Annotated in this window: 21 protein-coding genes and 1 pseudogene; 16 read left to right on the top strand and 6 right to left on the bottom strand. The window is 74.0% G+C overall.

Annotation, left to right across the window (positions count from 1 at the left end; translation table 11 throughout):
* Positions 1 to 25 precede the first annotated feature (25 nt).
* The 10 genes from ACWDX6_RS25155 to ACWDX6_RS25110 all read left to right on the top strand — a co-directional run bounded on the left by ACWDX6_RS25155 (position 26) and on the right by ACWDX6_RS25110 (position 12078).
* Complete coding sequence (locus ACWDX6_RS25155; protein ID WP_451487146.1) at positions 26 to 1084, top strand: FecCD family ABC transporter permease; 1059 nt, start codon at positions 26 to 28, stop codon at positions 1082 to 1084.
* Between the two features lie 74 nt (positions 1085 to 1158).
* Complete coding sequence (locus ACWDX6_RS25150; RefSeq protein WP_451487171.1) at positions 1159 to 1989, top strand: ABC transporter ATP-binding protein; 831 nt, start codon at positions 1159 to 1161, stop codon at positions 1987 to 1989.
* 208 nt (positions 1990 to 2197) lie between these two features.
* The gene (locus ACWDX6_RS25145) at positions 2198 to 3532 is read left to right on the top strand and encodes a diaminobutyrate--2-oxoglutarate transaminase family protein (RefSeq protein WP_451487145.1); all 1335 of its coding nucleotides are present in this window, start codon (positions 2198 to 2200) and stop codon (positions 3530 to 3532) included.
* Positions 3529 to 5175, top strand: a complete 1647-nt coding sequence (locus tag ACWDX6_RS25140; RefSeq protein ID WP_451487144.1) for a pyridoxal phosphate-dependent decarboxylase family protein — start codon at positions 3529 to 3531, stop codon at positions 5173 to 5175. The genes ACWDX6_RS25145 and ACWDX6_RS25140 overlap by 4 nt, the downstream gene beginning before the upstream one ends.
* Positions 5172 to 6566: a lysine N(6)-hydroxylase/L-ornithine N(5)-oxygenase family protein gene (locus tag ACWDX6_RS25135; RefSeq protein ID WP_451487143.1), complete on the top strand. Its 1395-nt coding sequence runs from the start codon at positions 5172 to 5174 to the stop codon at positions 6564 to 6566. Before ACWDX6_RS25140 ends, ACWDX6_RS25135 begins: the two co-directional genes overlap by 4 nt.
* Complete coding sequence (locus ACWDX6_RS25130; RefSeq protein ID WP_451487142.1) at positions 6563 to 8383, top strand: IucA/IucC family protein; 1821 nt, start codon at positions 6563 to 6565, stop codon at positions 8381 to 8383. Before ACWDX6_RS25135 ends, ACWDX6_RS25130 begins: the two co-directional genes overlap by 4 nt.
* Positions 8380 to 9744 carry a hypothetical protein gene (locus ACWDX6_RS25125; RefSeq protein ID WP_451487141.1) on the top strand — a complete coding sequence of 455 codons (1365 nt, stop codon included), beginning with the start codon at positions 8380 to 8382 and terminating at the stop codon, positions 9742 to 9744. The genes ACWDX6_RS25130 and ACWDX6_RS25125 overlap by 4 nt, the downstream gene beginning before the upstream one ends.
* The gene (locus ACWDX6_RS25120) at positions 9741 to 11000 is read left to right on the top strand and encodes an MFS transporter (protein ID WP_451487140.1); all 1260 of its coding nucleotides are present in this window, start codon (positions 9741 to 9743) and stop codon (positions 10998 to 11000) included. Before ACWDX6_RS25125 ends, ACWDX6_RS25120 begins: the two co-directional genes overlap by 4 nt.
* The gene (locus tag ACWDX6_RS25115) at positions 10997 to 11620 is read left to right on the top strand and encodes an ACT domain-containing protein (protein ID WP_451487139.1); all 624 of its coding nucleotides are present in this window, start codon (positions 10997 to 10999) and stop codon (positions 11618 to 11620) included. Before ACWDX6_RS25120 ends, ACWDX6_RS25115 begins: the two co-directional genes overlap by 4 nt.
* Positions 11617 to 12078 (top strand): MarR family winged helix-turn-helix transcriptional regulator, encoded by a 462-nt coding sequence (locus ACWDX6_RS25110; RefSeq protein ID WP_451487138.1) that lies wholly within the window; start codon positions 11617 to 11619, stop codon positions 12076 to 12078. Before ACWDX6_RS25115 ends, ACWDX6_RS25110 begins: the two co-directional genes overlap by 4 nt.
* Positions 12079 to 12178: 100 nt before the next feature.
* Here the strand turns inward: ACWDX6_RS25110 and ACWDX6_RS25105 are convergent, their stop codons facing one another.
* The 5 genes from ACWDX6_RS25105 to ACWDX6_RS25085 all read right to left on the bottom strand — a co-directional run bounded on the left by ACWDX6_RS25105 (position 12179) and on the right by ACWDX6_RS25085 (position 16080).
* A complete protein-coding gene (locus tag ACWDX6_RS25105) occupies positions 12179 to 13771 on the bottom strand; it encodes an MFS transporter (protein WP_451487137.1) in 1593 nt (530 codons plus the stop codon).
* A gap of 65 nt (positions 13772 to 13836) precedes the next feature.
* Positions 13837 to 14319 (bottom strand): MarR family winged helix-turn-helix transcriptional regulator, encoded by a 483-nt coding sequence (locus ACWDX6_RS25100; protein WP_451487136.1) that lies wholly within the window; start codon positions 14317 to 14319, stop codon positions 13837 to 13839.
* Positions 14320 to 14396: 77 nt separating this feature from the next.
* The gene (locus tag ACWDX6_RS25095) at positions 14397 to 14810 is read right to left on the bottom strand and encodes a (R)-mandelonitrile lyase (protein ID WP_451487135.1); all 414 of its coding nucleotides are present in this window, start codon (positions 14808 to 14810) and stop codon (positions 14397 to 14399) included.
* 105 nt (positions 14811 to 14915) lie between these two features.
* Entirely contained in the window at positions 14916 to 15362 is a 447-nt protein-coding gene (locus tag ACWDX6_RS25090; protein WP_451487134.1) for a DUF4383 domain-containing protein, read from the bottom strand.
* A 106-nt stretch (positions 15363 to 15468) separates the two neighbouring features.
* Complete coding sequence (locus ACWDX6_RS25085) at positions 15469 to 16080, bottom strand: GNAT family N-acetyltransferase (RefSeq protein ID WP_451487133.1); 612 nt, start codon at positions 16078 to 16080, stop codon at positions 15469 to 15471.
* 152 nt (positions 16081 to 16232) lie between these two features.
* Here ACWDX6_RS25085 and ACWDX6_RS25080 point away from each other — a divergent pair, with 152 nt between their 5' ends.
* The 6 genes from ACWDX6_RS25080 to ACWDX6_RS25055 all read left to right on the top strand — a co-directional run bounded on the left by ACWDX6_RS25080 (position 16233) and on the right by ACWDX6_RS25055 (position 20137).
* Complete coding sequence (locus ACWDX6_RS25080) at positions 16233 to 16850, top strand: TetR/AcrR family transcriptional regulator (protein WP_451487132.1); 618 nt, start codon at positions 16233 to 16235, stop codon at positions 16848 to 16850.
* A 515-nt stretch (positions 16851 to 17365) separates the two neighbouring features.
* A complete protein-coding gene (locus ACWDX6_RS25075; RefSeq protein ID WP_403295886.1) occupies positions 17366 to 17569 on the top strand; it encodes a cold-shock protein in 204 nt (67 codons plus the stop codon).
* 200 nt (positions 17570 to 17769) lie between these two features.
* Entirely contained in the window at positions 17770 to 17898 is a 129-nt protein-coding gene (locus ACWDX6_RS25070; RefSeq protein WP_451487131.1) for a hypothetical protein, read from the top strand.
* Between the two features lie 117 nt (positions 17899 to 18015).
* A complete protein-coding gene (locus tag ACWDX6_RS25065; RefSeq protein ID WP_451487130.1) occupies positions 18016 to 18570 on the top strand; it encodes a DUF5709 domain-containing protein in 555 nt (184 codons plus the stop codon).
* 178 nt (positions 18571 to 18748) lie between these two features.
* Positions 18749 to 18928, top strand: coding sequence for a hypothetical protein (locus ACWDX6_RS25060; protein WP_451487129.1), 180 nt, complete (start codon positions 18749 to 18751; stop codon positions 18926 to 18928).
* A 60-nt stretch (positions 18929 to 18988) separates the two neighbouring features.
* On the top strand, positions 18989 to 20137 hold the full coding sequence (locus ACWDX6_RS25055; protein WP_451487128.1) for a baeRF2 domain-containing protein: 1149 nt from the start codon (positions 18989 to 18991) through the stop codon (positions 20135 to 20137).
* Positions 20138 to 20348: 211 nt separating this feature from the next.
* On the opposite strand, the pseudogene ACWDX6_RS25050 reads toward ACWDX6_RS25055, so the two are convergent.
* Positions 20349 to 20588: pseudogene (locus ACWDX6_RS25050) on the bottom strand (hypothetical protein); the annotation flags it as partial.

Raw genomic sequence — 20588 nt, 5'->3', positions numbered from 1 at the left:
GCGGCCCGGAAGGGGCGGGCCGGTCGTGCCGGGGCGCAGGCCGTTGCGGGTCGGCCCGGCCTCCGGGGTGTGGCGGCCGCGTACGGTCCTCGTACCGCTGGCCGCGGCCGTCGCCCTCTTCGCGGCCGTCGTCGTCAGCACGGCCCGCGGCGACTTCGCCATCCCGCTGCCGGACGTGGTCCGGGTCCTGTTCGGCGGCGGCGGCGAGGCGGACCGCCTGGTCGTCCTCGACTTCCGTCTCCCCCGGGCCGCCACGGGCGCGTTCGTCGGGGCGGCCCTCGGGCTCGCCGGCGCCCTGGTGCAGGGAGTCGCCCGCAACCCGCTCGCCAGCCCGGACATCCTGGGCGTGACGGCGGGCGCGGGCGCGGGCGCGGTGGCCGTGATCGTCCTCGGCGGGGAGTACGGCAGCGTCAGCGGCCCGCTCGCCGAGATCGGCGTCCCCGCCGCGTCCGTCGGCGGCGGACTCCTCGCCGCGGCGATCGTCTACCTCCTGGCCGTGCGGCGAGGGCTCTCCGGCTACCGGATGCTGCTGGTGGGCGTGGGCGTGCAGGCCGTCCTGTCCAGTGTGATCTCCTGGCTGCTCGTCAAGGCCTCGATCGTGGACGCGGGCCGGGCGATCCTCTGGCTCACCGGCAGCCTCAACGCCAGTACATGGGACAACGCGCGGGCCGTGGGCTGGGCGCTGGCCCTGCTGCTGCCCGTCGCCCTCGTCCTCTCCTTCTCCTTCGGGGCGCTGAACTTCGACGAGGACACGGCTCGCGGCCTGGGCGTACGGATGAACACCAGCCGCGCCACCCTGCTGCTCGTCGCGGTCCTGCTCACCGCGACCGCGACCGCCGCCGCGGGGCCGGTGGCGTTCGTGGCCCTCGCCTGCCCCCAGCTCGCGGTCCGGCTGGTGCGCACCGGCACCCCTCCCCTGCTCGCCTCGACGGTGCTCGGCGCCGCCGTCACCGTCTGGGCGGACGTCCTGGGACGTACGGCCTTCGGGAGGATCGAGCTTCCCGTGGGCATCCTCACCGCCGCCCTCGGCGCCCCCTACCTGCTCTACCTGCTCGTTCGGAGCGGAAAGGCCCGGAAGTCATGACGGAGACGAGCCAGACGAGCCAGACCGGTCAGGCCGGCCGCACGAGCGGGACGGACCGGTCCTCGACGGCGACCATGCCCACGGCGTCGACGGCCGGCGTGCGGCTGCGTGCCGAGAAGCTGTCCCTGGCCTACGGGGAGCGCACGGTCGTGCACGACCTGGACCTCGACATCCCGGACGGTTCGGTGACCGCCGTGATCGGGCCCAACGGCTGCGGCAAATCGACCCTGTTGCGCTCCTTCGGACGGCTGCTGCGCCCCAAGAGCGGGCATGTCCTGCTGGACGGAAGCCCGGTCCACACCCTGCCGACCCGCCGGGTCGCGGGGACCGTCGGCCTGTTGCCCCAGTCGCCCGAGGCGCCGGAGGGCATCACGGTGGCCGACCTGGTGGCGCGTGGCCGGCATCCGCATCAGAGCTGGTACCGCCGCTGGTCCTCCGACGACGAGGCCGCCGTGGAGCAGGCGCTGCGCAGCACCGGGACGTACGACCTGGCCGAGCGCACCCTGGACGAGCTCTCGGGCGGCCAGCGGCAGCGGGCCTGGATCGCCATGGCCCTGGCGCAGAACACGAAGATCCTGCTGCTCGACGAGCCGACCAACCACCTCGACCTGGCCCACCAGATCGATGTCCTCGACCTGGTGCGCGAGTTGCACCAGGACACCGGCCGGACGGTGGTGATGGTGCTGCACGAGCTCTCCCTCGCCGCGCGCTACGCCGACCGCCTGGTCGCGATGAAGGACGGCCGGATCGTGGCGCAGGGCGCGCCGGTCGACGTGCTGTCGGAGGACCTGCTGCGCGAGGTCTTCGACCTGGAGGCGAGGGTGCGGTACGACGAGGAGTGCGGCGCTCCTCTCGTCGTACCGCTGGGCCGGCACCACCGGAGAGCGGCCTCCGCCGACGCCTGACCCCTCACAGGCTCTTCAAGATTCAACTAGCGGATCCGAAACGGCAGTTCTCCGGACTGCCGTTTTCGGTCACGCCCGAGAACACCCTTTGCGAGCCTGCAAGGTTAGGCTAACCTAACCGTTAACCGACCAGGGGTCACCACTGGCCGGTGTCCGTCATGCCGTCACACGTACGACCCAAGGCACCACGACCGAAGGGCACTTCGCCATGCTGCGTGCTCAGCTCCTGGAACGTCAGGCGCTTCGCGAGTCCTCCGCCCGCACCTATGCCCGCAATCTGCCCGTGGCACCCGTTGCCGCCGCCGGCGCGGTCGTCACCGGTGCGGACGGCCGCACCTATCTCGACTGCCTCTCCGGTGCGGGAACACTCGCCCTGGGCCACAACCACCCCGAGGTCGTCGCCGCTCTCCAGTCCGCCCTCACCTCGGGCGCGCCGCTCCACACGCTGGACATGATCACCCCTCAGAAGGACGAGTTCAGCGCGGAGTTGCTGCGCAGGCTGCCCGGCACCCTGCGCGACGACGCCCGTCTGCACTTCTGCAGCCCGGCCGGCACCGACGCCGTCGAGGCCGCCCTCAAACTCGCCCAGCACGCCACGGGACGGCACGGGGTCATCGCCTTCACCGGCGCCTACCACGGCATGACGCTCGGCGCCTCGGCCGTCTCCGGGCCCGCCCGGATGCGGACCCCGGGGCCGGCCGACTCGCTCCCGGTCACCCGACTGCCCTACCCGTACGGCTACCGCTGCCCGTTCGGGGTGGGAGCCGAGCAGGCCGGGGAGTTGTCCGCCCGTCTTCTGGAGAGCTACCTCACCGACCCGAGCAGCGGCGTCGCCACACCCGCCGCCGTCATCCTCGAGGTCGTCCAGGGCGAGGGCGGCGTCGTCGAGGGGCCGGACCACTGGCTCCGGGAGATCCGCCGGATCACCGCCGAGCACGGCGTCGTGCTGATCATCGACGAGATCCAGACCGGGATCGGCCGCACCGGCCACTTCTGGGCCTGCGAGCGGGCCGGTGTCACCCCGGACGTCCTCGTCACCTCCAAGGCGGTCGGCGGCGGACTTCCCCTCGCCCTCATCGCCTACCGCCCCGACCTCGACACCTGGCGGCCGGGCGACCACACCGGCACCTTCCGGGGCAACACCCTCGCCATGATCGCCGGAGAGATCACCCTGCGCACCGTCGCCGAACAGCAGCTCGCCGAGCGGGCGGAGAAGCTGGGCGAACGGATCCGCCACGGACTGCGCGAGATCGCCCGCACCCACCCGGTCCTCGGCGAGGTCCGGGGCCGGGGGCTGATGATCGGGATCGAGGTCGTCGACCCGGACGGCCCGCCGGACCGCCTCGGCTCCCTGCCCGCCGACCCCGCCTTCGCCCGCGCCCTGCGCGCCGCGTGCCTGGACAACGGCCTGATGCTGGAGCTCGGGGGCCGGGAGGACACCGTGGTGCGCCTTCTGCCGCCGCTCGTCCTCACCGACGACCAGGCCGACTCCGTCCTCGGCCGGCTGGGCGCGGCGGTGGAGACCGTGGAGCGTGCGGCGTGACGCTCCTCCGTCCGACCGGGGGCGCCGACGGCGCTCCCGACTCCCGGCAGCCCCGTGGCGTCGAGACCGCCGTCGCCGGCGGGCACGAAGGACCGCACGTCCTGCGCTCGTTGACGTGGACCGTGCTCGGCGCTCTCGCCGAGGGCGCGACCGCCCGCAGCGGGCCGCTGCCCTCGGGCGGGCCCGACGCGGTCGCCGACGCCATGGCCGCCGCCTGCGGGCCGGTCCTGCCCGAGGAGGGGATCGGCGCCGAGGCCGCGCTCGCCGGCCTGGTCCGCGCGGTCGCCGCCGGCGCCGCCGACCCGTCCGACCCGTCCTGCGTCGCCCATCTGCACTGCCCGCCGCTCGCCGTCGCGGTCGCGGCGGATCTCGCCGCCTCCGCGCTCAACCCCTCGATGGACTCCTGGGACCAGGCGCCCGCCGCCGCGGTCCTCGAACAGCGCACCACCGAGGCCCTGGCCGCGCTGGTCTACTCGGACGCCCCGGCTCCCGACGCGCTGATCACCAGCGGGGGTACGGAGTCCAACCTCGTCGCCCTGCTGCTCGCCCGGGAGCGCGCGCGGGCCCTCGGCGCCCGTCCGCTCCAGGTCCTGACCGGAGCCAACGCCCACCACAGCGTGCACCGGGCCGCCTGGATGCTGGGGCTTCCCACGCCGGTGGTCGTCGAGTGCCGCGCGGGCCGTATGGTGCCGGCCGCGCTCGACCGCGCCCTGACCCAACTCGGCCGGGGGCCCGCCCTGGTCGTCGCCACCGCCGGCACCACCGACGAAGGACTCATCGACCCGCTTCCCGAGCTCTCCCAGGTCGCTGCCTGCCACGGCGCCGAACTCCATGTGGACGCCGCCTACGGCGGCCCCCTGCTGTTCAGCGACCGGCTCGCCCCGCGCCTCGCGGGCCTCGACGCCGCCGTCTCCGTCACCTTCGACCTGCACAAGCTGGGCTGGCAGCCGGTGGCCGCCGGAGTCCTCGCGGTCGCCGACACCGCCGCCCTCGACGCGCTCTCCCTGCGCGCCGACTACCTGAACGCCGACGACGACACCGAGGCCGGGCTGCCCGACCTGCTCGGCCGCTCGATCCGTACCTCCCGCCGCCCCGACGCCCTCAAGATCGCGGCGACGCTCCAGTCGCTCGGCCGCCAGGGGATCGGCTCGCTCGTCGAGCACTGCGTCCGTACGGCGGAGGAGTTCGCGGCGGCCGTCGACGCCCATCCCGCGCTGCGCAGGCGTCCCGGGGACATCGGCATCAGCACGGTGCTGTTCCGGCCCGCGGCCGCCGACGCGCTCCCCGACGACCAGGGTGACGCGCTCGTCGCGGCGGTCCGGCGGGATCTGCTGGCCGCCGGCCGGGCCGTGCTCGGCCGCGCCCGGGCCGCGGACGCGGACGGCACCCCGCGTCTGTGGCTCAAGGCCACCCTCCTGCACCCGCGCAGCCGAGCCGCCGACCTCGCCGGCCTGCTCGAACTCGTCACCGACACCGCCGGCGGCACCGCCGGCACGGACGCCCGCCGCCCCCACCCCCCGACACACACCGAGCCCCAGACCGCGACCGATACCGACACCGAGACCGCGGCAGCCGCCGGCGCCACCGGCTCCGGCACCGTCACGCTCGCTGCCGACGCCCGCCCCACCGGAGGACCCCGATGACGCCCGCACCCGCCGAAGAGCCCCTGGATCTCCTGGGGGTGGGCACAGGACCGTTCAACCTGTCGCTCGCCGCCCTGGCCGACGGCGTACCGGGACTGCGCACCGCGTTCTACGAGCAGCGCCCCTCGTTCCACTGGCACCCCGGCCTCCTGATCGAGGGCGCCACCCTCCAGGTCCCCTTCCTCGCCGACCTGGTGAGCCTGGTCGAGCCGACGAGCCGCTGGTCGTTCCTGAACTACGTCAAGACCCGGCGGCGCCTGTTCCCGTTCTACTTCGCCGAGCAGTTCCACATCCACCGCGCCGAGTACGACCACTACTGCCGGTGGGCCAGCCGGGAGCTGCCGTCGGTCCACTTCGGCCACCAGGTCGACACCGTCCGCTGGGACGCCGGACAGGACGCGTTCGCCGTGGACTTCACCCGTCTCGACGCGGACGGTGACGCGCAGGCCGTCGGCCGTACGTACGCCCGGAACCTCGCGCTCGGCATCGGCACCGCCCCGCACGTGCCGGAGGCCCTGCGGGCGCTCGCCGACGACCCGGGCACGCTCGTCCTGCACTCGGCCGACTACCTGGCCCACCGGGACCGCCTGCTCGCCGCCCGCCATGTCACGGTCGTCGGCTCCGGGCAGTCCGGCGCGGAGGTCCTGCTCGACCTGCTGCGCGCCCGCCCGGAGGGCCGGGAGGGCCTGACCTGGCTCGCGCGCACCCCGGCGTTCGCGCCGATGGAGTACAGCAAGATCGGCCTGGAGCAGTTCACCCCGGACTACACCCGCTACTTCCACAGCCTGCCCGAGGCCACCCGCGACCGGCTGCTGCCCAGTCAGTGGCAGCTGTACAAGGGCGTCAGCGGCGACACGCTCGGTGAGATCCACGACGAGCTGTACCGCCGCGGCCTGGACGGCACCTGGCCCGACGTCACCCTCACCCCCGGAGTGGCCGTCCAGCGGGCCACCCGCGTCGGCGACCGGATCGAACTGGACGTCGAGCACGGGGACCAGCAGGCGCGCGGCCGGCTCGTCACGGACGCCGTCGTCCTCGCCACCGGCTACCGCGAGCGGCCCGTCGACGGTCTGCTCGCCGCCCTGCGGCCGTACATCGTGCGCGACACGGCCGGCCGGCCGGAGGTCGACGAGCAGCAGCGGCTGCGGCTCGCCCCGGAGATCGGCGGGTCCGTCTACGTCCAGAACGCCGAGCGGCACACGCACGGCGTCGGCACCCCCGATCTCGGGCTCGCGGCCTGGCGGTCGGCCGTGATCCTCAACTCGCTCACCGGCGAGGAGACCTATCTCCTGCCCGAGCGCACCGCCTTCACCACCTTCGGCCTCGGCGGTCTCGCCGCACCGGGCCACGATGCCGAACTCACCACCACCAGCACCGGAGGACGTTCGTGACCGAGCAGATATCCCCGCGGGACCGTGCGCTTGCCTGGCGACGGGCCGGCACCCTGATCACCGAGAAGATGCTCGGCGAACTCTCCTACGAGTTCCTCTTCGAGCCGGTCGCCGACCCCGAGCCGGTCTCGGAGGGCGTCGAGCCGGCCTGGCGCCTCGATCTCGCCGATGGTGTGACGTATCGTTTCCGCGCCCGCCACGGCGCCTTCCGCTGCTGGGTCGTCTCCCCCGGCACCGCCACCCGCCACACCGCCGACGGCGCCTGCGCGCCGGCCGACGACCCGCGGATCCTCGTCACCGACGCCCGCGCCGTGCTCGGCCTCGCCGGGATGCGGCTCGCCGACGTCCTGAGCGAGCTGACCGCGACCGTCTCCAACGAGGCGCTGCGCCTGGCCGCGCCGATCACCGCCGCCGAGCTGGCCGCCCTCCCCTACGACCGCGCCGACGGCCACCTCACCGGCCACCCGCGCATCGTCGTCAACAAGGGCCGGGTGGGCTTCTCCGCCGCCGACCGGGAGCGGCTCGCCCCCGAGGCGCGCACCCCCTTCCGGGTGCGCTGGGCGGCCGTCCACCGTGATCTCGCCAGCTTCCGTTCCGTCCCCGGCCTGGACGAGGCCACGCTGCTCGCCGAGGAGCTCGACGAGGAGACGCGTGCGGCGTTCACCGAGCGCGTCACCGCGAGCGGCGGGGACCCGGCCGACTTCGTGTGGATGCCGATCCACCCCTGGCAGTGGGACGAGATCATCGGCACCCTCTACGCCGCCGAGATCGCCACCGGCCGCATCGTCCTGCTCGGCGACTCGGCCGACTCGTACGTGCCGCACCAGACCGTCCGCACGCTCGCGAACGTCACCCACCCCACGCGGCGGGACGTGAAGACGGCCTGTTCGGTGCGGAACACCCTCGTCTACCGCGGCCTCAACTCCGCCGCCACCCTGGCCGGCCCGGCCGTCACCGAGTGGCTGCTGTCGATCCACGAGAACGACGAGCTGCTGCGCGACGAGTACCGCTTCGACCTCCTCGGCGAGGTGGCCGCGGTCTCGGTCCGCCACCCGCTCTTCGGCTCGCTCCCCGATCTGCCGTACCGCTTCCACGAGACGCTCGGCGTGCTGTGGCGCGAGCCCCTGCGCACCCGCGTCGGCGCGGACGAGCGGGCGATCTCGCTGGCCACGCTCCCCTACCGCGACCACGAGGGCGAGAGCGTCGTCGCCCATCTGATCCGTACGTCCGGCATGACGCCCGAGGCGTGGTTCGGCAAGCTCTACGACCTCATCCTCACGCCGCTGCTGCACTGGCTCTACCGGTACGGGGTCGCGTTCTGCCCGCACAGCCAGAACCTCATCCTCATCACCGACCCGGACGGCCGTCCGCTCCGTGTGATGATCAAGGACTTCGCGCAGGGCGTCGACCTCGTCGACAGCGACCTCCCGATCCACGACACGCTGGGCGAGGAAGCCCGCAAGGACATGCTGCGCTGGCCCGCGCCGCTCATGGCGCAGTCGCTGTTCTCGTCCGTCTTCTCCGGGCAGATCCGTTTCCTCGCGGAGATCGCCCACGACGACTTCGGCTATCCGCGCGCCGCGATGTGGGAGCAGGTCCGGGGCATCATCCGCGCCCACGCCGACCGCTTCCCCGAGGACGCCAAGCGCTACCCGGACCTGGACCTGTTCGCCCCCGACGTCGAGCGGGTCTGCCTCAACCGCGAGCACCTCGCGGGCGAGGGCTTCGAACGGGTCGACCGGGACGAGGAGTTCGACGTCCGCTTCGGCCGCGTCCCCAACCCCCTGCACGCGCCGGACCCGGAAGGCGCCTGGTGACCCCGGTGACCTCCGACGCCTTCTGGAAGCGCCCCGCCGGGCCGCGTACCCTCGCGGCCCGTGCGGAGGCCGGCTCCCGGCTGCGGGCGGAGCTCGCCGCCCGGGGGCCGCGCCGGCTGACGCTGCTCGCGCCCGACCCGCACGCCCGCTTCGCGGCCGTCGACCTGGACGGCGACTTCGCCCTCGGGTCGGTGCTCGACGACGGCTACGGCGCCTGCACCTACCTCTACGCCTGGACGGTGGACCGCGCGACGTCCACCGCGCCCGAACTCCAGCGCTACTACGACACCTTCTCCGACCTCGTGCTGCGTCCCGACGCGGCGACGCTGCTGCCGCAGCCCGGTGAGGACGGCAGCTGGTACGTGGTCTGCGACGCGGTCTGGCCGGACGGCGCCCCGGTGCCGGTCGCGCCCCGGACCGTGCTGCGGGAGCGGCTGGCCGCCGCCGAGGAGCTCGGCATCGTGCCGTCCGTGGGCCTGGAGCACGAGGTCACCTTCTACGACGCCGGCGGCGCACCGCTCACCTCCCACGGCATCGACTACGCCCTGGGCGGTACGGAGCCGCTCGCCCCGCTCCTGCGCGATCTGCGCGCCACCCTCCACGAGGCGGCGCTGGGCGTGGAGTCGGCGCGGGCCGAGTGCCATCCCGGGCAGTACGAGGTGGTGCTGCGGCACCGCGACGCGCTGGCCGCCTGCGACGACGCCATGGTGCAGCAGACCCTCGTCCGGCAGACGGCGGCCCGGCACGGCGTCACGGCGTCCTACCTGGCCGCCGAGGGTCCCGGGCAGGGCAGTTCGTGCCATGTCCACCTCTCCCTCAACGACGCCGAGGGCCGCAACCTCGGCCCGGAGGAGGGAGATCCGCGCCGGCCGGGCCCGCTGCTCGCCTCCTTCCTCGCCGGGGTGCTGCGGGCGGCCGGCGAGCTGACCCCGGTGTGGGCGCCGACGGTCAACTCGTACGTACGGCTGCGGACGGGCGACTTCGCGCCCACCGAGGTCCGGTGGGGCGTGGACGACCGGACCGCCTCCGTACGGCTGGCCGGCAGCGGGCCGTCGCTGCGGCTGGAATGCCGCTTCCCCGGTGCCGACGCACAGCCCCACCTCGCCGTGGCGGCGCTCCTCGCCGCCGGCCTGTCCGGCATCGAGGACGGTCTTCCGCTGCCCGAGGCGGGCGAGCGGACCGGCAGACTGGCGACCACGCCCTGGCAGGCGCTGGAACGGTTCACCACGTCGAAGCTCCCCGCCCGCCTCCTCGGGCAGGAGCTGGTCGACCACTACGCGGCCCTCTTCCAGACCGAACTCGACGCCTGGTGCGACGGTGTCACCGACTGGCAGCGCCGCCGCGGAGCCCTGCGGTCATGAGCGCCCCGACCACGGGCGCACCGGCCGCGGCGAACTCCCTCAAGGAGCTCGCCGCGGCCCCCGGTCTGCTGTCGCTGCTCGGCTGGAGCCTCGTCGGCCGTCTCCATCTCTCCGCGACCCTGGTGGCGCTCCTGGTCGTCGCGGCCGACATCACCGGCTCCTACGCCACCGCGGGGCTGGTCTCCGGCGCGCTCGTCCTCGGCCAGGGGCTCACCGCGCCGCTCCGGGGCCGGACCGTCGACCGGCGGCCCGCCGCCCGCCTGCTGATGTGGACGTCGGTGGTGTACGGGGCGGGTGTGGCCGCGCTCGCGGCCGTGCCGGCGCGGGCGGGCTGGGAGCTGCTCGCCGGTGCCGCGTTCCTCGTCGGTCTGGCGTGTCCGCCGTCCACCCAGGTCTCGCGTGCCAAGGTCGCCCAGCTCGCCCGAGGGGGGCTGCGGCGGCGCGCGTTCACGCTCCAGGCCACGGTCAACGAGCTCGTCCTGGTCACCGGGCCCGGCGCCGCGTCCCTCGCCATCGCGGGCGTGGGGGCCCGCGGCGCGGTCGCCGTCTGCGGGGCGCTGGCCGCCGTGGGCGGGTTCGGCCTGGCCGCGGCCGTACGCCGCGCGGGGGTCGACGCACCGCCCGTGGCCGAGCCGGCCGACGAAGGCGCGTCGAGGGGTTCGCTGCTCCGCGACCCGGCGGTGCTCCGGTCCGTCGCCGCCGTGACCGCGCTCATCGCGGGCTTCGCGATCATCGACTTCGTGCTGGTCTCCTGGTCGCACCAGCGCGGCAGCCCGGCCCTCGGCGGTGTCCTCACCGGTGTCTGGGCGGCCGGGTCGGCGGCGGGCGGCCTCGCCGCCACGCTCTGGCCCGACGGCGCGGTGAACCTGCGCCGCCGGCTGCTGCTCGTGGCCGCGGGGGTGGCGCTGCTCCTTCCCGCCCTGGCCACGCCGCTGACCGGCGGCAGTCCCTGGGCGGTGGCCGCGGCGCTCGCCGTGGGCGGCATGGTGATCCCGCCCGCTCTCGCCGCCCTCTACGACCATGTCGCGGACAGCGCGGGACCGGCCCGTCGCGGGGAGGCGTTCGGCTGGATCGCCACCGCCACGACGGCGGCGTCGGCGGCCGCCAACCCGCTGGCCGGGGCGGCGCTCGACCGCTGGGGGCCGTGGGCGCCGGTGGCGGTCGCCGTGGTCGCCTGCTGTCTCGCGACGGGGTTGGTCGCCGGGGCGCGGAAGCTGCCCGTGGCGGCGAACGGGAAGGTGCCCGCCGTCTCATGAGCCGTCAGGCGGAGCTCGTGGCGAACCGCCCGACCGGCCGTCCGGGGGCGCCGCGCCGCCGGGCCGTCCACCGTGGTGCGAGGGAAGGGGGAACCGTGGAGCGCCCGATCGTCTCGGACATCCGGTACGACACGTCCTCGGCACACATCACCGTCACCGGGTTCCCGGGCAAGCCGGTCGACATCGCCGGTCTGGTCCAGCGGCTCGGGCAGGCGGGAGTGCGCCCCGAGATGCTGCGCCTGGGGCCTTCGCGCGGCGCGCCGGGCTTCACCGACCTCTCCTTCGTGCTGGCCCGCCGCGACGCCGCCCGCGCGCTCGACGTGCTGAGCGTGGGCGCCGGGCGGGCCGTGCCGGAGTGCGACGAGATGGTGGCCCGCGTCCGGCTCACGGGTACGGGCCTGCGCACGGCGCCCGCCGTGACGGCCGCCTTCGCGGAGGCGCTGTCCCGGGCCGATGCCCGCATCCTGGCGATCTCCTCGACGGCGGCCGGGGTCACGGCGGTGATCCGCGCCGCGGACGTCCCCGCCGCGGTGCGGGCGCTGCGGGCGGCGTTCGGCCTCGACGAGGATGGGGCGGGCCGCGGTGCCGGGAGCGCGCCGGGGGTGTTCCCGAGCGCATGAGCACCACGTCCGGAACCCTTCTGACCCTCAGTACGTACGTCCTGTCGCGCACCGGCAAGGACGCCCGGGCGCGGCTCGCGGAACGCCTCGCCGGGCGCGGTCTGCGCCTGTGGCACGCGACGGTCCTGTCCGCGCTGGACACGTACGGGGCGCAGGTGAAGAGCGAGTTGGCGGCCCGTCTCGACATCCACACCACCGACCTCGCCCGGGTCGTCGGCGACCTGGTGAAGGCGGGCTATGTCACCTGCGCCCAGCGCCCCGAGGACCGGCGGCTGATCGAGGTCGCCCTGACCCCGGAGGGCCGATCGGCTCTGACCGGGATCAGCGCCGAACTCACCGCCGTGGACGACGACCTCCTCGCCCCTCTCTCCGCCGCGGAACGCCTCCTTCTGGAGTCCTTGCTGCGCCGCCTGTTCGCCCACATCTGCCGATCGGCAGGCGGCGTCGCACCGGACTGACGGGCCACGGCCGGCACCAGGGCGGCAAGAGGGCGGGGCGACGACAGCGGGTCCACGGCGCCGCACGCCGTGGACCCGCTCTCCGCCGCGACCGGCTCTCTCAGGGACGGGCGGACGCCTGCGGGGCGCGCCGGACGCCGACGGCCGCGAGCACGGCCCCCGCGACACAGAGCGCACCGGTGACGAGGACGGCGGTGTGGACGCCGTTCATGAACGCCTGCCCGCTGCCCTCGACGACCGCCGCCCTCAGGTCGGCGGGCATGGTGCCGGAGACCGGAGACACGCCCATCGCGACCGCGTCCTTCGCCTCCGCCATGCCGTGGGCGATCGGCGCGGGCACTCCGGCGGCGGTCAGTTCGCCCGTCAGCGTGGCACCGACACGGGCACTGATCAGCGACACGAGTACGGAGGTGCCGAGCGCCCCGCCGATCTGCAACGCCGTGGCCTGCAGGCCGCCCGCCACACCGGCGTCCTCGACGGGGGCGTTGCCCACGATGGCCTCGGAGGAGGCGGCCATGACCATGCCGACGCCCAGGCCGAGCGCGACGAAGGGCGGCCAGAGCGCGGCGTACGAGGAGTGCGCGCCCCAGCCGAGCATCCCGAAGGACGCGCCGGCCTGGAGGGCCATGCCGAGCGGCATGGAGAGCCGGGCGCCGAACCTGTCGGTGAGGGCGGCACCGATCGGTGAGGCGACCACGGAGGCCAGGCTCAGCGGCAGGGTCCGTACACCTGCCTCGACCGGTGTGAATCCCCGTACGTTCTGCAGATAGAGCATGACGAAGAAGATCAGGCCGAGCAGGACGAAGAAGTTGACAGCCGTGATGACGGTGCCGATGGTCAGGGCGGGGTGGCGGAAGAGCCGCATCGGCAGCAGGGGGTTCCCGACCCGCGTCTCGTGGCGCCCGAAGATCAGCAGGACCGCGACGCCGGCGGCGAGCGTGCCGAGGGTGGACGGCGAACTCCAGCCCCATGTCTCGCCCTTGACGACGCCGAAGACGACCACGAGCAGGCCGAGCGCCAGCAGGAGGACACCGGGAACGTCGAACGCGCGGTGGCCGGTGGGGTTCTTGCTCTGCGGCAGCACGAGTGCGCTGAAGACGAGGGCGACGACGCCGATGGGGGCGTTGATGTAGAAGACGGACTCCCAGTTGACGTGCTCGACGAGCAGGCCGCCGACGATGGGGCCGAGCGCCGTCGAGACGGACGAGACCATCGCCCAGACGCCGACCGCCATGCCGAACTTCTTCGGCGGGAACACCGCGCGCAGCAGCCCGAGCGTGTTGGGCATCAGCAGGGCGCCGAAGAAGCCCTGGAGCGCGCGGAAGGCGATGACGCCGTCGATGGAGCCGGCAAGGCCGATGGCGACGGAGGCGAGGGTGAAGCCCGCCACTCCGATCAGGTAGTAGGTGCGCCGGCCGAAGCGGTCGCCCAGTTTGCCGCCGAGGATCAACGCCGCGGCGAGGGCGAGGAGATAGGAGTTGGTGACCCACTGGAGGTCCGCCGTGGAGGCGTGGAGATCGCGGCCGATCTCGGGGTTGGCGATGGAGACGACACTGCCGTCGAGGCCGACCATGAACAGGCCGAAGGCGACGGCTGTCAGTGTCAGCCAGGGGCGGGAGCGGAGGCCGCCGCGTGTCGGCTCCGGAGGAGAGTGGGCCGGCACGACGACGATGTCGGGGGTGTAGGAGGGCATGGTGAGGTGTCTGGTCCTTCTGATGACGGGCGGGAGCCCGGGGACGAGGTGAAAGGCCGTCGATCTCAGTCGACGGCCGGGCGGATCCGCCGGGCCAGCTCCTCGAGCGCGGGCATCGCCCCCGCGAGGGAAGCGCGCGCCTCGTCGTCGAGGGCGTCGAGGCCGGCCAGGACGTATCCGCGGAACAGCTCTTCGACGGCGGAGACCCGGGACAGGGCCTCGTCCGTCACCCGCAGATGGGCGACGCGCTTGTCCGCCGGGTCCTGCTCCCGCAGCAGCAGGCCGCCCGTCACCATCTGCGACACCAGGGCGCTGACGTTGTTGGGCTTCATCAGCAGCGCCTCGGCGGCCGCCCTGACCGTGATCCCCGGGCGCTCGCGCACCAGCCGCAGGATCGCCAACTGGCCTTCCGGGGGCTTGGGATGAGGGAAGTCCTGGTCGGCTCGGCGCTCCAGGGCGCGGTGGAGGTCGGGCAGGAGACGGACGATCGCCGCGGCGGTCCGCCCCGGATCGTGGGGACCGCGCGCGCCGTCGATGTCGTTCCGCATGAGCCAAAACTACCTATGGAGACATAGGTATGTCAACATAGTGAATGTGCCACCCCGCTCAGGTCCGCGGGTGCCGCTCAGGGGCTGCTGTGACGGGGGCGGGAGTACTCCTCGTCGGTGACCTTGTCGCCCCACTCGGTGTCGGGCGAGTCGTCCCCTCGCCCCTCCCAGAGGGCGAGGTGGGTCATGAACCGGTCCGGAGAGGCGCCGTGCCAGTGCTCCTCGCCCGGCGGCGTGTGGACGGTGTCCCCCGGGTGGACCTCGATGACCTCTCCGCCGCGCGACTGGATCAGGCAGACGCCGGAGACGATGTGCAGGGTCTGGCCGAGGGCGTGCACATGCCAGTCGGTACGGGCGCCGGGGGCGAAGCGCACCATGTCGGCGCGCATCCGGGACGGCTCCTCGCCGGCGTAGATCACGTCCCACCAGGCATCGCCGGTGAACCACTCGTCCGGGGCCTTGCTCGTCGGCTGCTGCTTGAGGATGTCCATGCCGTGTCTCCTTGCTCCGACACCGCTTCGCTACGAGCCGCCGCTTCCGCACGGCGCCGCTTCGCCACGGCCCCCGCTCGGAGGCCGTGAGTGGGCGCGGTCGGGTCACACGACTCCGCGCCGGCGGGTCAGCAGAACGCCGAGCGCCACCATCGCGACTCCGAGGGCCAGGTGGAGCCAGTTGTCGGCATCGTTGACCGGGACGAAGTTCGCCTTGCTGTCGAGGTCGATGACGAGGCCGTAGATCCACAGCGCCAGGTAGACGACACCGCCGCCGATCAGATACCGCCGGGCGCCGAGGGGCGTGCGGGCCATGAGCACTCCGGCGATGCCGAAGAGCAGATGCACCAGGTTGTGGAGGACCGACACCTGGAAGATGCCCAGCAGCTGCGCTCCCGAGTGGTGCTCGGCGAACTCGAGCGAGTCGTAGTCGGTGGTCACTCCCGGGACGAAGCCCAGGATTCCGACCAGGAGGAACACGACCCCCATCAGCAGGGCGGCCTGCTGCACCGCGGTGCGCGCGCCCCGGGCCATGCCACGAGTCCCGGCCATGGCACTTCGCCTCCTTCGCGAGGCCGAGTGCCCGGGGCTCCGTCGCCCCGGGTGGTCGCCGCTCACTCGGCGTCGTTCCGCTGGCGGCTACCCAGCTTCGCGGCGATCAGCCGCCGACGGGGGCCGTTTGTCCACGAGTCCGCCCGGCGTCCGCTCCGGAACGCGCGGGTGACGCCATCCATTCGTCGGCCAGCAGGGACCAGACCTCGGTGTCGTGGCGGATCCCGTTGTGCGGATGCTTGGAGCGCAGCACACCGTCCAGACGCATGCCCGCCCGGCGTGCGACCGCACGGCTGCGGGCGTTGCCGGAGCTGGTGAGCCACTCGACGCGCTGTATTCCGCGTTCGACGACCGCGTACTCGATCAGGTGGCGTACGGCCGCGGAGATCAGTCCGAGTCCTTCGCCCGCGGGCTCGGCCCAGACCCCGACCTCGCAGTTGCCGGTCCGGGCGTCGAAGCGCGCGAACATCACGCCGCCGACGAGCGTGCCGTCCAGCCAGATGCCGTAGATCCGGGCGGTGTCGGCGGCCGCCTGGTCGGCGTACTTCTGCAGCGTGGCGCGCGCCGAGGGCAGGTCGGTGGAGAGCGAGGCGAAGGGGATGAACTCGTCGAGGTTGGCGCGGGCGCGGTCCATGTGGGCCAGGAACTCCTCGGCCTGCCAGGGCTCCAGCGGGCGGAGTTCGGCGGCGAGGGTGTCGGAGAGGCGTATCGCGAACATCGGGGCGGCTCCGGGGAGTCGGCGGGCGGTGAGTCCTGCGTGGCGTCAGTGCTGCGTAGGCGGTCGGTGCTCCGTAGACGGTCGGTCCTCCGTAGAGCAGCGAACGGCGGCGTCGGGGTGCGTACCAAACGCTTGCTATGTACGATACCCGCATGCCCCCCGCACGTGGAGACCACGACGCCCGCCGACGCGATGTCTCCGAGGCCGTCTGGCGCATCCTCGCCGAACACGGGTTCGGTGGCTTGACCCTGCGCGCCGTGGCGGGCGAGATGGGCGCGACCACCGGCCTGCTCACCCACTACTTCCCCAACAAGCGCGCCCTGGTCCGCACCGCGCTCGAGGTGCTCGCCGAGCGGACGGAACAGCGGCCGCGCCGCAGCGGGCCCACGCGGGGCGCCGCCGCCCTGCGGACCCTGATGCTCGACGTGCTGCCGCTCACGCCCGAGGCCGCCGCGACCAACCGGATCTGGGTGGCCTCCTGGGACGTCGCGCTTGCGGATCCCGACCTCGCCGCCGAGCACGCCGAGCGCTACCGCCGGTCGCGGGCCAGGCTGGCCGCGCAGGTCGCCGGCGCCCAGCGGCGTGGCGAACTGCCCGCCGACACCCCGCCCGAGGATCTGGCGGCGGCGGCCCAGAGCTTCGTCCTCGGGCTGGTCGTACAGGCGCTCTTCGCTCCGGCGGAGTACCCGCCGGAGCGACAGATCCGCTTGGTGGACGACTGGTTGGCGCAGCTGCGGGCCACGGCGGCGGCGCCCGCGCCTCCGCGCTGACGCCCGGCCGCCGCGCCCGCCCTCCCGTCAGGTCACGGGTGCCGGGGCCGGCACGGGACCGGGCAGCGGGCCGGGCTCCGGGTGCGGCTCGGGGGAGGGAGCGGGGGCAGGCTCCGGGTCGGGTTGGGGCTGCGGCGGCGCCGGAGGCACCGGGTCGGGCCCGCCAGGCCCGGGAACCGGCCCGGGCAGGGGTCCCGGCTGCGGTCCGGGCCCCGGGCCTGGCGCCGGAGTGGGGCTGGGCGGTACGGGATCGTTCGGCGGGGTCCCCATGAGATACCTCTGCTCGTCGCTGTCGGTGTCCCTGCGGCGCGTACCCCCGCGACATCGGCTGACACCCGGCGCGACGGACGGTGACCGGCGGTCGTCGACGGCCTTCGCCGCCCTCGCGGTCGACCGCGCGCACGGGGGCCGGGCGGGAAACCGCGCTTCATCGGGGATCACAGCCATGGAGCGGGCTTTTCCGGGAAGACGCCCGGCGTGGGACATGCTTCCGCGCCCATGAAGGAGATTTGGACATGGCTACCGGCACCGTCAAGTGGTTCAACGCGGAGAAGGGCTTCGGCTTCATCGCTCAGGACGGAGGTGGCCCGGACGTCTTCGTCCACTACTCGGCCATCGACGCCGCGGGATACCGAGAGCTCGACGAGGGACAGAAGGTCGCCTTCGACGTCGTCCAGGGCCCCAAGGGCCCCCAGGCCGAGCACGTCACCCCCGCCTGAGTCACCCGACCCGCTCCCGAACCCTCCCGCCCCGCGCGACCGGCGCGGGGCCCGTCTGTGTGGACGCCCTCGACGCCCTCCCCTCGGGCCCAGGGGCGGGGAGGACTGCCGGGGAGGTTTCCGGGTATGCGCGCGTCGTGACTCCGGAGCACGATGTAGATCACGACCCTGACCGCGACCGTTCCGAACCCTGGGACTCCATGGACGAGGTGGCGTCCCGGCTCCTCCAGGAGATGGGAGAGGCGGCCCGGCGGCTGCGCCGCGGTGCCGCGCGGTTCGGGCAGGGACCACCTCCGCCGGAGACCAAGGACCACAGCCGCGCCACTTAGCGCACCCCACCGCACCGCTCGGACGACACGAACGACGCCCCCCGGGGGGGACGGCCGCGCCTCCGACCCGGGTGATGTCGCCGAAGAGGAGGGGCGGTGCGAGGAAAGGAGCCGACCATGCCCCAGGACGCCCATGACCAGGCTGCCGCCGACGCGGCGACGCCGGACGACGAGGCACGTGGCGACGACGTCTACCAGCCGGTCAACGCCGACGTCGACAACCGCCCCGACGACGAGCTCGATCTCGAGAACGCCATCGGCGCGGACGAGCTCGACGACATGCTGGACCAGGGCTACGCGCCCCCGGACCGCCCCCACGCCGTGACCCGGCACGGAACGACCGGCCGGGAACAGAGCGAGGGAGAGTCGCTCGACGAGCGCCTCGCGCAGGAGGTCCCCGACACCGAGCCGCCGCCCGGGGACGGCATCGGCGATCTCCCGGGCGGCGACGGCGAACCCGTGGACCAGGAGTCGGGCGCGACGCGCGCCGGCCGGCTCGCTCCGGTGGACGAACCGTCACCCCGGCGGAACGTCGGTGTCGTGGCCCGGGACGTCGGCATCGACGGCGGAGCGGCCGCGGCCGAGGAGGCCGCGATGCATGTCGACACGGGGATCGAGGACGAGGGAGAAACGGGAGACGGCGAGGGCACCGAGGCCGGGCAGGGCAGCTGAACCCACGCCTCCGCGGGGCGGGAGGGCGGGAAGGAGCGCGGCTCCTGCCCGCCCTCCCGTCTGCGGTGCCCCGGTTGGCGGGCGTCCGGTTTGTCACCCCCGGCGACGGGCACGCGCCGGAGTACGGAAACGGTACGGAGACCCGCTCCGTACCGCGTCGAGCCGGAAGGAGGCAGCGATGAACACCCCGCAGCGAGGAAGCAACAAGTCCGGTCCGAAACTGGACGACGAGCGGAAGAAGGAAGTCGAGGGACAGGTGCGGTCCGGCCACCCCACGCGCGCGGAGGAATGGCACGACCCCGAGCCACCCGCCGACGAACCGCCGTACCAGCGGGGCGAGAGGGACGAAGGAGCCTGACCGCCGCCGGGACGCGACGTCCGAGATGACGCCCCTCCCCACCACGCATTGGGGGACACCATGGAACTCGGCTTTCTCAAGCCGCTCTTCGACCGCCCAGGCCCCTGGGCATCGGTCTACGTCGAAACCACCCGAGCGACCGAGGACGCGGCGAAGATGCAGCAACTGCGCAATCGCTCCGTCGCCGGCCGGCTCGTCGACGAGGGCGCCGCGCCCGCCACCGTGCGAGCGGTGATGGACAGGCTCGCCCAGGAACCCGTCTCCGGGACTCCCCCGGGCCGCGCCCTGTTCGCCACGGGCGACGAGGTCGTCCTCGACCTGCCCCTCGCACAGGCGCCGCCCGCCGAGGACGTGACGTGGTCGACCCTTCCCCACGTCGCGCCGCTCGTCGTGCTGCGCGGCGAGGACCTCACGTGTCTCGTCGCCTACATCGACCGCACGGGCGCCGACCTGGAGCTCCGGCAGGCGCACCGCCGTGAGAGCGTCGGACAGGCGCAGGGCAAGGAGTGGCGGGGCCGGGGCCACCGCAGCATTCCCGCGGACCGGTACGAATGGCACTACCGCAACAAGGTCGAGAAGACCTGGGACGAGACCGCCGACATCATCGCGTCGGAGCTCGTCCGGCAGTGGCCGGAGAACGATCCGTCGCTGCTCGTGCTGACCGGTGACCCCCGCGAGCGCCGAGCGGTGTACAGCCGGCTGCCCCAGCACATCCAGGCCGTCGCCGTCGAGGCCGGCAGCGGCGGCAGGCAGGCCGGTTCGTCGACGAGCGTCCTCGACGAGCAGATCGAGGAGGCATGCGACCGGTACGCGCGCGAGCGGATCCAGAACGCGCTCGACCGCTTCCGGATCGGGCGCGGCAGGCCGGGCGAGCACCGGACGTCGAGCGTGGACACCGGACCGGGTCAGGCCGCCGAGGGCATTCCCGCGGTGGTCGACGCCGCCCGCAAGCACCAGGTGGCGACCCTGCTGATCGACCGGAACGCCTCGGACGCGGGGCGGCAGGTCTGGATCGGTCCCGGCCCCGACGACGTCGCCGTACAGCGCGGTGACGCCCGGGCGGTCGGAGTCGCCGAGCCCGAACAGGCGCGCGCGGACGATGCCCTCCTGCGGGCCGCCGTCGCCGCGGACTGCGAGGTCCTGGTCGTCCCCGAGGGGATGGGCGGACCGGCGGGCGGCCTGGGGGCGGTACTCCGCTGGAGCGACTGAAGCGCCCGAACGGCGCGGGGAAAGGACGCGTGGGGCCCTCGGCGAGGGCCCCACGCGTCCTTCCCGTGCGCCGCCTGCGCCGCGTGCGTTCGGCGCACGTGTGCGGAGCGCGTCCGGCGGACGGCCTTCCGGAAGACGTCCGGCCTTTCCGCGGACGACGCTGCCGGGGCGGCTTCGGCCGCCCCGGCAGCGTCGATGGGATCAGCTCGGGTCACCCGGCCACGGGCGGGTCCCACTTGCCGACCGGCGGCGTCCCCGTGTCGGTCCCACCGGCGTCGCCGGGGGTGATGCGGCCGCGCCAGCCGCCGCTCTCCGTGCCGCGTTCCTCGATGAAGCCCTTGAACCGCTTCAGGTCACCCTTGACCCGGCGGTCCAGCACACCCATCGCGTCACCGGCCTTCTCCGCCATGCCCTCCGGCTCGAAGTCCATCGCCAGACTCACCCGCGTATG

Source organism: Streptomyces sp. NPDC003027 (assembly GCF_053591435.1).
Note: the sequence above shows the minus strand (reverse complement) of the source record. Positions and strands in the feature narration are given on the sequence as shown.

What these genes read in the sequence shown, in the direction of transcription:
- ACWDX6_RS25150 (WP_451487171.1), top strand. Translation starts at nt 1,159, where the DNA reads ATGCCCACGGCGTCGACGGCCGGCGTGCGGCTGCGTGCCGAGAAGCTG.
- ACWDX6_RS25145 (WP_451487145.1), top strand. Translation starts at nt 2,198, where the DNA reads ATGCTGCGTGCTCAGCTCCTGGAACGTCAGGCGCTTCGCGAGTCCTCC.
- ACWDX6_RS25135 (WP_451487143.1), top strand. Translation starts at nt 5,172, where the DNA reads ATGACGCCCGCACCCGCCGAAGAGCCCCTGGATCTCCTGGGGGTGGGC.
- ACWDX6_RS25120 (WP_451487140.1), top strand. Translation starts at nt 9,741, where the DNA reads ATGAGCGCCCCGACCACGGGCGCACCGGCCGCGGCGAACTCCCTCAAG.
- ACWDX6_RS25115 (WP_451487139.1), top strand. Translation starts at nt 10,997, where the DNA reads ATGAGCCGTCAGGCGGAGCTCGTGGCGAACCGCCCGACCGGCCGTCCG.
- ACWDX6_RS25110 (WP_451487138.1), top strand. Translation starts at nt 11,617, where the DNA reads ATGAGCACCACGTCCGGAACCCTTCTGACCCTCAGTACGTACGTCCTG.
- ACWDX6_RS25105 (WP_451487137.1), bottom strand. Translation starts at nt 13,771, where the DNA reads ATGCCCTCCTACACCCCCGACATCGTCGTCGTGCCGGCCCACTCTCCT.
- ACWDX6_RS25100 (WP_451487136.1), bottom strand. Translation starts at nt 14,319, where the DNA reads ATGCGGAACGACATCGACGGCGCGCGCGGTCCCCACGATCCGGGGCGG.
- ACWDX6_RS25095 (WP_451487135.1), bottom strand. Translation starts at nt 14,810, where the DNA reads ATGGACATCCTCAAGCAGCAGCCGACGAGCAAGGCCCCGGACGAGTGG.
- ACWDX6_RS25090 (WP_451487134.1), bottom strand. Translation starts at nt 15,362, where the DNA reads ATGGCCGGGACTCGTGGCATGGCCCGGGGCGCGCGCACCGCGGTGCAG.
- ACWDX6_RS25085 (WP_451487133.1), bottom strand. Translation starts at nt 16,080, where the DNA reads ATGTTCGCGATACGCCTCTCCGACACCCTCGCCGCCGAACTCCGCCCG.
- ACWDX6_RS25080 (WP_451487132.1), top strand. Translation starts at nt 16,233, where the DNA reads ATGCCCCCCGCACGTGGAGACCACGACGCCCGCCGACGCGATGTCTCC.
- ACWDX6_RS25075 (WP_403295886.1), top strand. Translation starts at nt 17,366, where the DNA reads ATGGCTACCGGCACCGTCAAGTGGTTCAACGCGGAGAAGGGCTTCGGC.
- ACWDX6_RS25070 (WP_451487131.1), top strand. Translation starts at nt 17,770, where the DNA reads ATGGACGAGGTGGCGTCCCGGCTCCTCCAGGAGATGGGAGAGGCGGCC.
- ACWDX6_RS25065 (WP_451487130.1), top strand. Translation starts at nt 18,016, where the DNA reads ATGCCCCAGGACGCCCATGACCAGGCTGCCGCCGACGCGGCGACGCCG.
- ACWDX6_RS25060 (WP_451487129.1), top strand. Translation starts at nt 18,749, where the DNA reads ATGAACACCCCGCAGCGAGGAAGCAACAAGTCCGGTCCGAAACTGGAC.
- ACWDX6_RS25055 (WP_451487128.1), top strand. Translation starts at nt 18,989, where the DNA reads ATGGAACTCGGCTTTCTCAAGCCGCTCTTCGACCGCCCAGGCCCCTGG.